The following is a 13,035-nucleotide window of genomic DNA, read 5'->3' as shown; positions in this document are numbered from 1 at the left end:
GGTAATGGCAGCAAGCTCGCCTCGGTGGACATCGCCTCGCGCAAGCCCGTGGATGCACTGCCGGAAGACTTCGCCAATGCACCGGCCGGCAGCAAACCCGCCGCCACGCCCACGGCGCCGGTGACCAGCAAGCCGCCGAAGCAGACGCCTGCCCCGGCGCCGTCCCCGGTGGTCGCGACCCCGCCGGCTGCCGCCCTTCCGGTCGGTACGGCCGCACGCGGCAGCTTCACCATCAATCTCAGCGCCTACGCCGATCACAGCAAGGCTGACGCGCTGGTGCAGAAGGTTCGGGCGCTCGGCTACCCGGTCAGCACGTCGGCCTCCAACCAGGCCGGCAAGGCACTGACCCGCGTGACGGCGGGCCCCTTCGAATCCCGCGCCGCCGCCGAAGCGGCCCGCCTCAAGATCACCGCTGCCGCGCCGGGTGCACCCGCCACGCTCTCGTCCCGGGCAGAGACCCAGACCGCCGACGTTCCAGCGCCGCCCAAGCCGGCCGCCGCACCCGCGCCCGCCGCAGCCAGCGCCACCGTACCGGTCGCGCCTCCGCACGCGGGCGGATTTGCCGTTCAGGTCGCTGCCGTGAGCAGCGAGGCCGAGGCTACGCGCCTGCGCGACAAGCTGCGCGGGGCGGGGATTGCCGGTTACGTGGACAGCGTCGCCTCCAGCGCGGGAGCCAAGCTCTGGCGGGTGCGCGCCGGGCCGCAGACCCAGCGCGACGACGCCGTGCGCCTGAAAGACCAGATCAAGGCCAAGGTCGGCCTGGATGGCGTCGTCGTTTCGGCGCCGTAAGGCGCTGCGACCCGCTCTCACCGTGAAACCGGGGACTGTCACGTGAATTGGATCGACTGCGTCATCCTCGCGATCCTGTTCATCTCGGTCTTGATCGGCCTCGTGCGCGGCCTCATTTCGGAAGTGCTCTCGCTCGTCATCTGGGTCGCCGCCTTCTGGGTGGCCTGGACGTACGGCCCGTCATTGGCGCATTACTTCGAAAGCAGCGTGTCCCTGCCTTCGGCGCGCGTGGCGATCGGTTATGGCTTGTGTTTCATCGCCGTGCTTCTGGTCGGCGGGCTGATCCGGTTCATGATTTCGCGCCTGGTCGCGAGCACGGGACTGGGCGGCACCGACCGGTTGTTCGGCATGCTTTTCGGCCTGGCTCGCGGTGTACTCATCGTGGCCCTGGTCGTGTTCGTCGTGAGCTTCACGCCCCTGGCTAACGCCCCGATGTGGCGTGAGTCGGCGATGATGCCGCAGTTCCGTGGCGCGGCTGAATGGCTGGGTCAGCAGGTGCCGGAGAACGTGCGCGGATACATGCATCCGCCTGCTGCTCTGGAAAACCTGAAGATGCCGGACGTAAAGCTGCCCAGCAAGGACGACCTCATGAGGTTGCGCGACTTCTCCACCCCCGCGCAACCGGACAAAGATCATGTTCACCCTGCCGCCGCGACCACGGCGGCCACTTCGTAGAAGGCAACACCCATGTGCGGAATCATCGGCATCGTCGGCACCACGGAAGTGGCGTCGGCCCTGTATGACGGCCTGACCGTCCTGCAACATCGTGGGCAGGATGCCGCCGGCATTGCCACCGTGGACGGCGCACGCCTGCGCCTGCACAAGGGCAACGGGCTGGTTCGCGACGTCTTCAACTCGGCTGGTGTCAGCAAGCTGCGCGGACGCATCGGTATCGGTCACTGCCGCTATCCGACCGCGGGTTCGGAGGGTACGGACGAAGCCCAGCCTTTCTACGTGAACTCCCCTTACGGCATCGCCTTTGCGCACAACGGCAACCTCGTCAACACCGAGGCCCTGCGCAAGGAGATGTTCGAGGACGACCGTCGTCACATCGACACGGACTCCGACTCCGAAGTGCTGCTCAACGTGCTCGCGCACGAGCTTCAGGTGGACGACCGCGGCGACCTCACGCCGGAGCACGTCTTCAAGGCGATCGCAGGCGTGCATGCGCGTGCCCGCGGCGGCTACGCCTGCATCGCGCTGGTGCTCGGCTACGGCCTCATCGCTTTCCGTGACCCGAACGGCATCCGTCCTCTGGTGCTGGGCGAGCGCATCACGGCCGAAGGTCACGAGTACGCGATCGCGTCCGAGTCGGTCGCCTTCGATGTGCTGGGTTTCAAGCGCATCCGCGACATCGAACCGGGCGAAGCCGTTATCGTCACCGAAGGTGGCGAGCTGCACACGCAGCGTTGCGCGGAAGGCGCGATCCACGCCCCGTGCATTTTCGAATACGTCTATCTGGCACGTCCAGACTCGATGATCGAGGACGTCTCGGTCTATAAGGCACGCCTGCGCATGGGTGAGAAGCTGGCCGAGAAGATCCTCCGCGAGCGCGGTCCGGATCACGGCATCGACGCGGTCATCCCCATTCCCGACACCTCGCGCACCGCGGCCAGCTCGCTTGCCCAGGCGCTCGGCGTGCCGATGCGCGAGGGCCTGGTCAAGAATCACTACATCGGCCGTACCTTCATCATGCCGGGCCAGGGTGAGCGCGTGAAATCTGTGCGCCGCAAGCTCAACGCCATCGAGCTGGAATTCCGCAAGAAGAACGTGCTGCTGGTTGACGACTCGATCGTGCGTGGCACCACCTCGCGCCAGATCATCCAGATGGCCCGGGATGCCGGCGCGAAGAACGTGTATTTCGCCTCCGCCGCGCCGCCGGTGCGCTACCCGAACATCTATGGCATCGACATGCCGGCGGCGTCCGAGCTGGTGGCCGCGGGCCGTACGGTGGAAGAAGTGGAGAAGGCGCTGGGCGCCGACTGGCTGGTCTACCAGGACCTGGAAGACCTGATCCAGGCGGTGGCTGACGGTAACGAATCACTGACCCAGTTCGACACCTCGTGCTTCTCCGGTGAATACGTGACGGGCGTCGATGCCGGCTTCCTCGAACAGCAGGAAGCCATGCGTTCGGATTCGGCCAAGAACGAACGCCGTAGCGCCTGAGCGAGGGGCGGCGCGTTTCCGCGCGCCGCCACGCCGCCACCCTCCGTCATGCACGATCTCCACGCTGCCGCGCGCCGTTGCCTCGAGGCGACCGATCCCGTCGAGAAGACCCGTCTGAGTTTCGAGACGTGGGTGGCGCTGGGCGACGGCTTGCTTGCGCCGGATCCGGCCTCCGCTGCGCCTTTGCCAATCGGTCCGCCGGGACGCCCTGAGCGTCCGCGGCTGGTGCCTTCACGTGAGCTGGCCCAGCGAGGGCTCGGTACGCCTGAGGGACGTGCCGCGTTGGTGCACGCGATCGCGCATATTGAATTCAATGCGATCGACCTTGCCTGGGATGCGGTTTACCGATTTCGCGGCAAGCCCGCTGCGTTCTATCGCGACTGGGCGTCGTGCGCGAACGACGAGGCGCGTCATTTCACGATGCTCGCCGGCCGGCTAGCCGAACTCGGTCATGCCTATGGGGACTTTGACGCCCACAACGGTTTGTGGGAAATGGCGGAGAAGACCGCGCACAGCGACACCGCACGCATGGCCCTTGTGCCGCGTGTGCTCGAGGCGCGCGGACTGGACGTGACGCCGGGCATGATGGAACGGCTGCGTCGGCAGAATGACGAACGCACGGTGGACATTCTCGAGGTGATCCTGCGAGAGGAAGTCGCCCATGTGGCGGCAGGCACGCGCTGGTTTCACTGGTGCTGCGCGCGCGATCGCATCGATCCGGAAGCGATGTTTGCCACCTTGCTCAACGACTATATGAATGGGTCGTTGAGGGGGCCGTTCAATCTGGACGCACGGCGCGAGGCCGGATTTTCAGAGAGCGAGCTGGATTGGCTGCAGACGCTGGGGTGAGGCAAGAGCATCGCCGATGAATCGGCTCCCACACAGAGCCGCTTCAGCGGCGATGGGTGCTCGCGGACGGGCTTAAACCTGCCAAATTCCACGCAAATCCAACCGATCCCCATCGATCGCCAATACCGACCCATGGTCGTACCAATCACCCAGCACGATGCGTTCCGCATTCGCGTCGTCGAACGCGAACGGATGGATGGCCGGGCGATGCGTATGCCCGTGGATGAGGCGGTGAACGCCAGCATGACGTAGCGCTGCTTCCACCGCGCCCTGGTTCACATCCATGATCGTCTCGTCGTTCTGGCCGGTGCGTGCCTTGCTGTCGCTGCGCGCCTTCGCCGCAAAGGCACGGCGCGCTTCCAGCGGCATAGACAGAATCTGCTGTTTCCAGGCGGCCGTGCGCACTTGGGCGCGCACGGCCTGGTATTCCACGTCGTCGGTGCAGAGCACGTCGCCGTGCATCAGCAAGGTGGGGGTGCCTTCGATGTCGTGCACCGTGCCATCGTCGAGCAGGGTCATTCCCGCGCGGTCGGCAAAACGCTGGCCGAGCAGGAAGTCACGGTTACCGGCCATGAAGTACACCGGCACGCCGCTGTCGCTGAGGGCACGCGTCGCGGTGGCGATCCGCGTTGGTAGCTCCGCGTCGTCGTCGTCCCCTATCCATGCCTCGACGAGGTCGCCGAGGATGTAAAAGGCCGTCGCCGAGCGAGCCTCGTCCGACGCGAGGAAGCGCTCGAACAAGGCGGTGATATCCGGGCGCGCTTCGTCGAGGTGCAGATCGGCGATGAACAGCGTACTCATGCAGCCTTCGGCGCAGCGGTTTTCTTCTCACCCTTCTTCGGTGCGGTCGGCTTGGTCGGCTCCGGCGCGGCCTTCGTCGGCGTAGCGGGCGTGGCGGTCGTCGAGGCGGGGGCCGGTCGGGCTCTCTCTTCGCCGACGACATTGGCCGAGTCGATGATCACGATCGGATTGGGAACATCGCCGACGAAGGGGCCCTGCGCGCGAGTCGGCAGGGCGGCGATCTTGTCGACCACGTCCATGCCCGAAACGACCTTGCCGAACACCGCAAAGCCCCAGGTCAGGCCGCTCTGGTTGCTGACGTAGTCGAGCCGGCGGTTGTCGACCAGGTTGACGAAAAACTGCGCCGTCCCGGAGTTCGGATCGCCACCACGCGCCACGGCGAGCGTACCGCGCAGGTTCGACAGACCATTGTCGGCTTCGCTGGGAATGGCGGCGCGCGTGCGGCGCTGGGTGAGATCGCGACTGTAGAGGCCGCCCTGCACCATGTAGCCGTTGACCACGCGGTGGAACACCGTGCCGTCATAGAAGCCGTCGCGAACGTACTGCAGGAAATTCGCCACGCTCTTGGGCGCTTTGTCCGGGAACAGCTCGAACGTGACATCGCCCTGGGTGGTACGCATGACCACGCGCGGGTGGTCGACGGACGCCGGCGCTGGCGCTGCCGGCTTGGTCGTCTGCTGCGCCATGGACACAGCGGGCAGGGCGAGTAAGAGGCTGGCGAAGACGGCTTTGAGCATGGGTTACCGGTCGTGACGGCGAAACAATCGCGCCATGATACGCCCGTTCGCCGGGCGGATCGCGGTCATTCGGTGACGATCTCGAGATCCAGCCCGAGCTCGGCCAGTGGCTCGCGCTCCTGATCGAGGTCGGCTTCGGTCAGCGGGTGTTGGTCCAGCCAATCCGCCGGCAACGACAGGCGAAGGCGCTGGCGAGATGCACTCACCCGGATGCGGGGCAGGGCTTCGGCGCGGCGGGCGCGGCGGAACAGGACGCCCAGGCGGAGGATGGCCGTAATGTGCCGGGCCAGCGCCCGATAGCGCACGGGCAGCGCCGAGATCACCGATTTCTCGGGCTTGCGGCGATGGCATTCCACGATGGCCGCCAGTAGCTGCTGTTCCTGCCGGGAGAAGCCGGCCAGATCGGCGTGGCGGAGGATATAGCCGCCGTGACGCTGGTGCTGGCTATGCGCGATGGCCAGGCCGAGCTCGTGCACGCGCGCTGCCCACGACAGCCATTCACGGCCGTCGTCGTCGAGTTTCCAGGCCTTGCAGAGCTGGTCGAACAACCCGAGCGCGGTGGTTTCGACGCGGCGCGCCTGGGCGCGGTCCACGCCGTAGCGGCTGGCCAGCGAATCGATGCTGGCCATGCGCGGATCGGTACCGGCGGAACGGCCGATCAGGTCCCAGAGCAGGCCTTCACGCATCGAGCTTTCCGACACGCGCAGGCGCTCGATGCCGAGCGCTTCGAACGCGGCTTCGAAAATGGCCACGCCGCCAGCGAATACCTCGGCACGATCTTCGGCCAGGCCGGGCAGCTTGAGCGTCCCCGACGAGCCCTGTTCGATCAGAGCTTCACGCACGGCGGCCAGCGACTCGGGCGTAATGCCATCGTCGGAGAGCTTCATCGCGCGGACGACGGAGCCGATGGACTTGGCGGTACCCGACGAGCCGTAGGCGTCGGCCCAGCCCGCTTCGCGGTAGTCCTCGGAGAACTGCTGAAGCAGCACACCAATTTCCCGGCGGGCCTTCTGCCAGCGCTTGCGGGTGATCTTGCCGCCCGGGAAAAAGCGAAGGGTTGAGGCGATGCAGCCCACCTGGACGCTTTCCGTCAACAAGGGCGCCGTACCGCGGCCGATGATGAATTCGGTACTGCCACCGCCGATGTCGATGACCAGCCGATGGTCGCGCGACGCTGGCAGATCGTGTGACGAGCCCAGGAAGATCAGTCGGCCCTCTTCGCGGCCCGAGACGATTTCCACCGGATGCCCCAGCGCGGCCTCAGCCGCGGACAGGAAGGCATGCGGCGAGGCGAGGCGGCGCACGGTATTGGTCGCGACGGCGCGCACGTGCAGGGCGGGAATGCCGGCGATGCGCTGGCCGAAACGGGCCAGGCTAGCCAACGCCGAGGCGCGGTGGGTCTCGTCGAGCGTCCCATCCGGGCGCAAGCCCACGGCCATTCGCACGGAGTCGCGCAAGCGGTCGATGACACGGGGTTCACCGTGTTCGTAACGAGCCACCACCATGTGGAAGCTATTGGAGCCGAGGTCAACGGCGGCGAGAAATTCGCCTTCGTTGATCTGCGATTTACCTGAGGTCGGCAAGAGATCTGTCCGCAGCGGCGTATCGGGGGATTCTGGCATGGCGCCGGGGCTTGCATGCAACGCCTTTTGTCAGGCTGGCTTTGCGAGGCGAGTTTTGGGCAAGGCAGAAAGAACGAACAAGACGATGCAAAGGAAACCGAACACCCAATAATCCGTGGGCGCAGGCCCCCACCAGTGTCGGTGCCAGGGCACGTTCACGGGGTCGAAGCGCGCGATGCCGAAGGCGGGGTTGAGGATGAACCAGAGGCCGTCTTCGGCAACCCAGAACAGCATGACGCAGGCAATGACGCGAACCTGCGCACGCCAGCTCCAGTAGCCCTGGAACACCATGGGAAAATGGAAAAAGGCGGCGATAAAAGGAAAGACCCAGGCATGGTACCCGGTCATCGGTCGGCCGCCCCACAGCAGGTCGAGCAGCCAGTGGTTCTCGACGCGCCAGGTCGGCAGGCTCGTGGCCCAGCCATGCGGCCCTTCGATTTCGACTTCGACGTGGGCGAACATGAAGGCGAGCAGGAACGTGAACGCCGCAGTCGCCAGGGTAGCGACGAGGCGGCGGCGCGGCGAATGACTCATCGGCTATCCAGCAGGGCGAGCACGGTATCGACCACGTCGCGCGCCGCATGCGGGCGACCGATCGCCCGTGCGCTGGCGGCCATGGCGGCCAACCGTGCGGGGTGCGCCTGAAACTCGTGAATTCGCCAGGCCAGGGCGACCGCGTCGATGGCTTTCCATGCGGCACCCTGCTCGAGCAGGTAATCGGCGTTACGTTCTTCCTGGCCGGGAATGGGCGCATTGACGATCATCGGCAGGCCCACGGCCAGGCACTCCGACGTGGTCAGGCCGCCGGGCTTGGTGATCGCCAGGTCGCAGCAGGCCATCAGTCGCTCCACCTGGCGGGTAAAGCCCTGCGGAAACAGGCGTCCCGCATGCCGCGTGCTGGCCAGCATGCGCAGGCGGCCGAGCATGTCCGTATTGCGCCCGGCCAGCACGACCAGCTGAAAATCGCCGCCACCCGTGAGCAGGGTATCGGCCAGTTCGTCGAGCGCGCCGACGCCTGCGCCGCCGCCCATGACGAGGTACGCGGGCCGGTCCGGATCGATGCCCAGTTCTTCGCGCAGTGCGCGACGGTCGTGCGCCTGGGCGAAGGCGGGCATCACCGGAATGCCCGTGACGTGCACGCGCTCGGGCGGCAGACCGACGGCGCGCATGCGGTGGGCGATTTCCGGATTGGCAGCAAAGTAGCCGGTCATTCCCGGTATCACCCACATCCGATGCAGGTCGAAATCCGTCACCTGCAGATAGACCGGTGCGTTCACCCGGCCCTTGCAGATCTGCCGCATCAGCATCTCGGCAGGCAGGAAATGGGTGCAGACGATGGCGTCGGGCGCGAAGTCGCTGATGGCCGCGCGCAACCGTCGCGTGTTCAGCCGCTCGATGGTCCGGCGCATACGTTGCGTCACGGCCTCGGGGCGTGCGTCGTCGGTGATGCGATAGAGCATGCCCCACAGGCGCGGGTAGTGCGTGATCAGGCCAAGGTAGAAGTCAGCGTAGATGCGCCGGAAGCTCGATGGCACGAAGTCCATCACGTCCAGGTGTCGCGCTTCCACGTCCAGTCCGTCCGCTGCCAGCGCACCGATCGTCGCTTCGAGGGCATCGGCGGCGCGGACGTGCCCGGCGCCGGCGGAAACCGAAAGGAGCAGGATGCGCCTCGTCACGCGCAGTATTCGGCCAGCAGCGATTGCTGCGCGCTATAGGGCGCTTCGCCCGTAGCCGGTATACGACGCGTGTAACGCCCGTCCTCACCAAGCATCCAGGCCTGCGTGTTGTCGCGCAGGTAGTTGTCGAGCGTTTCGTTGTAGACGCGTTGCGCCAGTGCCGGATCCAGGATGGGCACGCCCACTTCGATGCGCCGCATGAGGTTGCGTTCCATCCAGTCCGCACTCGCACAGAACAGTTCCGGCTCGCCGTCGTTGCCGAACCAGTAGACGCGGCTGTGCTCGAGGAAGCGACCGATGATCGAGCGCACGCGGATGTTTTCCGACACTCCCGGAATGCCCGGGCGCAGCGTGCAGGCACCGCGGATGATCAGGTCGATCTGCACACCGGCCACCGAGGCGCGGTACAGCGCTTCGACGACGTGTGCCTCGTTGAGTGCATTGAGCTTGGCGACGATACGCCCGGGGCGTCCATGGCTCGCGTGCTCGATCTCGCGTTCGATACGCGCCATGACGCCGCTGTAGAGCGTGAACGGCGAATGCAGCAGGCGCTTGAGCTGGATCATCGGACCCAGGCCGGAAAGCTGCTGGAACACCTTGTGGATGTCCTCGCCGATTTCCGGATGCGAAGTCATCAGGCCGATATCCGTATAGCCGCGACTGTTGCCCTGGTGATAATTGCCGGTGGACAGATGCACGTACCGGCGCAAACCCGAGCCCTCGCGGCGCACGATGAGCAGCATCTTGGCGTGCGTCTTGTAACCCACGACGCCGTAAACCACCTGTACACCGGCTTCCTGCAGACGGTTGGCCAGGCCGATGTTGGCCTCTTCATCGAAACGCGCGCGTAGCTCGATCACGACCGTGACGTCCTTGCCGTTGCGCGCGGCTTCCACCAGCAGGTCGACCAGGGGGGAATCCTTGCCGGCGCGGTACAGCGTCTGCTTGATCGCCAGGACGCCGGGGTCTTGCGAGGCGCGACGCAGCAGTTCGACCACCGATGCGAAGGACTCATACGGATGGTGGAGCAGCACGTCGCGCACGCCGAGTACGTCGAACTCGTTCACGCCTTTACCGAACGCCGGTGACAGCCGCGGCGTGAAGCGCGGGAATTTCAGTTCGGGGCGGTCGACCTGGTCGTAGATGAGGCTGGAACGGATGATGTTGACCGGTCCATCGCAACGATAGACGTCGGCTTCCTCGAGCTGGAAATTGGCAATCAGCATGTCGGTGATCGCGCGCGGGCAATCCGCACCGACCTCGAGGCGTACCGGCCGCGCGTAGCCGCGGCCGACGAGCTCCTCGCTCAGTGCGCGCGCCAGGTTTTCGACTTCCGCTTCCTCGACCACGAGTTCGCTGTTGCGCGTAACGCGGAACTGGTACGAGGCGCAGACATCGAAGCCGGGAAAGATTTCGTCCGCAAAGGCCTGCAACACCTCGGCCAGGAACACGAAGTCGCCGTCGCCTTCGGATACTTCGGCGGGCAGCTTGATGATGCGCGGCAACGAGCGCGGCGCGCGGACCAGGGCCATGTGGCCTTCGCGACCGAAAGCGTCCCGGCCTTTGAGTACGACCGCCAGGTTCAAGGTCTTGTTGAGGATGCGCGGGAACGGATGCGAAGGGTCGAGACCGAGCGGCGACAGGACCGGCTGGATCTCGTTCTGGAAATAGCCCAGCAGCCAGCGGCGTTGCTTGTCGGTCCACCGGTCGCGCGTCAGGTAACGAATGTCTTCCGCGGCGAGCGCGGGACCGAGTTCCTCGTGCCAGATGGCGTAAATTTCCGCGACCAGCTCGAGGGTACGCTCGCGGATACGCGCGAGAATCTCGGTGGACGAGAGGCCATCCGCCCCCGGTGTAGCCGCACCCAGTGCGTGCTTATGCTTGAGCACCGCCACGCGCACCTCGAAGTATTCGTCGAGGTTGTTGCTGACGATGGTCAGGTAACGCAGGCGCTCCAGGACAGGCACATCCGGGTCGCGTGCCTGGGCCAGCACGCGGAAATTGAACTCCAGCGCCGCCAGTTCGCGGTTGATGTACAGCGCAGGGGCGCCGAGGTCGACAGACTCGCTCATGCTTTCGGCTGATCCTTTCACGACACCCGATGGTGGCCTATCGGTCATCATGCCGGAAAGCGGCATCGCAGCAACCGGGCGGCGCTTGCCTGCCATCGATTACAGGTGCAGGCCAGCGGCTTCCTGCAGCCGGGCGCCATCGAGGAGGCGGTCGCTACCGAAGACGCAGGCAAACGTCGAGCCCTTGCCAGGTTCGCTCTCGATCACCAGGCGGGCCTGGTGGAGGTTGAGCACGTGCTTGACGATGGACAGGCCCAGGCCGGTGCCACCGGAATCACGCGAGCGGCTGGACGACACGCGGTAAAAACGTTCGGTCAGGCGCGCGATATGGGTGGCCGGAATGCCGAAGCCCGAATCCTGCACGGAGAACTTCGCGCCACCGCCTTCGGAGTCTGCCCAGCGGATGGCGATACGCCCGCCGGTAGGTGTGTAGCGCACGGCATTGCTGACCAGATTCGAAAACGCGCTGTGCAGATCCTTCGGCGAGCCGAGGAGATCGAAGGCGGTCGCCATGTCGAGCGAGACCGTGTGCCGGCCCTGGCTCAGCGCCTCAGCCTCCTTGCGCAGGCTGGCCAGCAACGGGGCCATCTGCACATGTTCGTCGGCCACGTGGTCCTGGGTTTCCAGGCGTGACAGGGTGAGGAGGTCTTCGACGATCTGTCCCATGCGCTTTGACTGCGCGCGCATCTCGTCGAGCACGGGTGCCAGTTCAGGCACGTCTTCGGGATCGAGTAGCTCGAGGTAGCCGTGGATGACGGTCAGCGGCGTGCGCAGTTCGTGCGACACGTTGGCGACGAAATCCCGGCGAATTTGCTCCAGGCGTGTCAGATGGCTGGTGTCTCTGGCCAACAACAGGCGCTGGCGGCTGCCGAATGGCAGCAAGGTGGCGGTAACGTGGCGGTTCGGATGGCCCGGTGCGGTCACATCGTTGAGCGGTTCGCGCGCGCCTTCGGAGAGCCACTCAGCCAACTCGGAGTTGCGCATGAGGTCGGCCAGGAGGCGGCCGCGATCGCGCGGACGTTTCAGGCCGAGCAATTCTTCCGCCGCGTGGTTGAACCAGCGGACATGCAGCGAGTGATCCAGGAGGACCACGGCATCGGGAAGGGTCCCGGCCGCACTGCGCAGATCGCGCAGGCGGGATGCAATACGGCGGGTGCGGGTCATGAGACGGTCATACTCGGGGGCGGGTGTGGCGGACGATTGCAACATTGGCCCCGACTTGTGACGGAACAGCGACAGCAGTGCGACGATTTCCGCCAGCGCGACAACGGTCACGCCAGCCACTGCCGCACCCACGAGCGCGCCAACGACGCCGCCCGCGAGAAGCAGGGCGGCGCACGCGGCTGGCAGTCGCCAGGAAGTAAGGATGCGAGGTGACATGGCGCCCAAGATAGCGCGGCTACCCCGCGCTAGCCTAGGTATTCGCGGAGAAGCGGTAACCCGCACCGCGAACGGTCTGCACCATGTCGTCGAGCTTCCACGGCTCCAGCGTCTTGCGCAGGCGGCGGATGTGGACGTCCACCGTGCGCTCCTCCACGTACACGCTGCCGCCCCAGACATGGTCGAGCAGCTGGGCGCGCGAGTACACGCGCTCCGGATGCGTCATGAAGAAGAAGAGGAGACGGTATTCGGTCGGCCCGATCGGCACGGCTTCCTCGCCGGCGAATACACGATGGGCAGGCCCGTCGATGCGCAAGCCGCCCAGTTCGACGATGCCGGACCCGTCGTCGCCCTGGCTGCGGCGGAGCACCGCCTTGATCCGGGCGATCAGCTCGCGGGTGGAGAAGGGCTTGATGACGTAGTCGTCGACGCCGGCTTCAAGGCCGTTCACCCGGTCCATCTCCTCGCCGCGGGCGGTGAGCATGATGATCGGGATTTCCCGGGAGAGCTCCTCGCGGCGCAACCGGCGAGCCAGTTCCAGTCCACTGGTGCCCGGGAGCATCCAGTCGAGCAGGATCAGGTCCGGCACACGCTCGGAGATGGCCATCTGTGCGGCGCGGGCGTCCGCGGCGTGAGCCGCGTCCATACCCGCCTTGCGAAGCGCGAAGGCGACCATGTCGCGAATCGAAGCTTCGTCTTCCACGATGAGAATGCGTTTATGCACGCGTAAGGCCGCTCGTTGGCTGTGACGGTCATATTGCAGCCATGCTGTGTTACACGGCAATGACAATTGTCACGAAAGTCCACCGAATCTTGCGACGCCGGCTTACTGACTACGCCCGTCCGGGTTGTCATCCGTGGTCACGCGTTTCTTGCGCAACTCCAGCAGGAGCGGGGTCAGGTCGCTGATCCGGGCCTGGATCCGGGAGCGCTGGTAGTAGTC

General features: G+C 65.8%; 12 protein-coding genes. 4 read left to right on the top strand and 8 right to left on the bottom strand.

The genetic code is table 11. From position 1 onward, the window contains the following. The 4 genes from AC1DSN_RS10600 to AC1DSN_RS10585 form a co-directional block, all read left to right on the top strand. Window positions 1–789 (top strand): SPOR domain-containing protein (locus tag AC1DSN_RS10600; protein ID WP_477330617.1); only part of this gene is annotated, 789 nt, incomplete at its 5' end. Window positions 790–831: 42 nt separating this feature from the next. Next, window positions 832–1,464 carry a CvpA family protein gene (locus tag AC1DSN_RS10595; RefSeq protein WP_063572210.1) on the top strand — a complete coding sequence of 211 codons (633 nt, stop codon included), beginning with the start codon at window positions 832–834 and terminating at the stop codon, window positions 1,462–1,464. A 12-nt stretch (window positions 1,465–1,476) separates the two neighbouring features. Beyond that, window positions 1,477–2,955, top strand: coding sequence for an amidophosphoribosyltransferase (gene purF, locus AC1DSN_RS10590; protein WP_213948353.1), 1,479 nt, complete (start codon window positions 1,477–1,479; stop codon window positions 2,953–2,955). 48 nt (window positions 2,956–3,003) lie between these two features. Further along, entirely contained in the window at window positions 3,004–3,804 is an 801-nt protein-coding gene (locus tag AC1DSN_RS10585; protein WP_477330615.1) for a ferritin-like domain-containing protein, read from the top strand. Window positions 3,805–3,876: 72 nt separating this feature from the next. On the opposite strand, the gene AC1DSN_RS10580 is transcribed toward AC1DSN_RS10585, so the two are convergent. The 8 genes from AC1DSN_RS10580 to phoB form a co-directional block, all read right to left on the bottom strand. Next, window positions 3,877–4,605: a UDP-2,3-diacylglucosamine diphosphatase gene (locus AC1DSN_RS10580; protein WP_477330613.1), complete on the bottom strand. Its 729-nt coding sequence runs from the start codon at window positions 4,603–4,605 to the stop codon at window positions 3,877–3,879. After that, window positions 4,602–5,342 carry a peptidylprolyl isomerase gene (locus tag AC1DSN_RS10575; protein ID WP_477330611.1) on the bottom strand — a complete coding sequence of 247 codons (741 nt, stop codon included), beginning with the start codon at window positions 5,340–5,342 and terminating at the stop codon, window positions 4,602–4,604. Before AC1DSN_RS10575 ends, AC1DSN_RS10580 begins: the two co-directional genes overlap by 4 nt. Before the next feature lie 65 nt (window positions 5,343–5,407). Further along, window positions 5,408–6,964, bottom strand: coding sequence for a Ppx/GppA phosphatase family protein (locus AC1DSN_RS10570; protein ID WP_477330609.1), 1,557 nt, complete (start codon window positions 6,962–6,964; stop codon window positions 5,408–5,410). A gap of 30 nt (window positions 6,965–6,994) precedes the next feature. Next, window positions 6,995–7,498 carry a hypothetical protein gene (locus AC1DSN_RS10565; protein ID WP_063574300.1) on the bottom strand — a complete coding sequence of 168 codons (504 nt, stop codon included), beginning with the start codon at window positions 7,496–7,498 and terminating at the stop codon, window positions 6,995–6,997. Continuing rightward, on the bottom strand, window positions 7,495–8,640 hold the full coding sequence (locus AC1DSN_RS10560) for an MGDG synthase family glycosyltransferase (protein WP_477330607.1): 1,146 nt from the start codon (window positions 8,638–8,640) through the stop codon (window positions 7,495–7,497). The genes AC1DSN_RS10565 and AC1DSN_RS10560 overlap by 4 nt, the downstream gene beginning before the upstream one ends. Then, window positions 8,637–10,712: a polyphosphate kinase 1 gene (gene ppk1 / locus AC1DSN_RS10555; RefSeq protein WP_477330605.1), complete on the bottom strand. Its 2,076-nt coding sequence runs from the start codon at window positions 10,710–10,712 to the stop codon at window positions 8,637–8,639. Before ppk1 ends, AC1DSN_RS10560 begins: the two co-directional genes overlap by 4 nt. A gap of 99 nt (window positions 10,713–10,811) precedes the next feature. Next, a complete protein-coding gene (gene phoR, locus AC1DSN_RS10550) occupies window positions 10,812–12,092 on the bottom strand; it encodes a phosphate regulon sensor histidine kinase PhoR (RefSeq protein WP_477330603.1) in 1,281 nt (426 codons plus the stop codon). Window positions 12,093–12,126: 34 nt separating this feature from the next. Further along, entirely contained in the window at window positions 12,127–12,816 is a 690-nt protein-coding gene (phoB, locus tag AC1DSN_RS10545) for a phosphate regulon transcriptional regulator PhoB (protein WP_063570381.1), read from the bottom strand. Window positions 12,817–13,035: the final 219 nt, after the last annotated feature.

The sequence above is a fragment of the Luteibacter sp. P4_D7_3 genome, from assembly GCF_056401735.1.
This window is presented reverse-complemented; position numbering and strand designations above follow the sequence as displayed.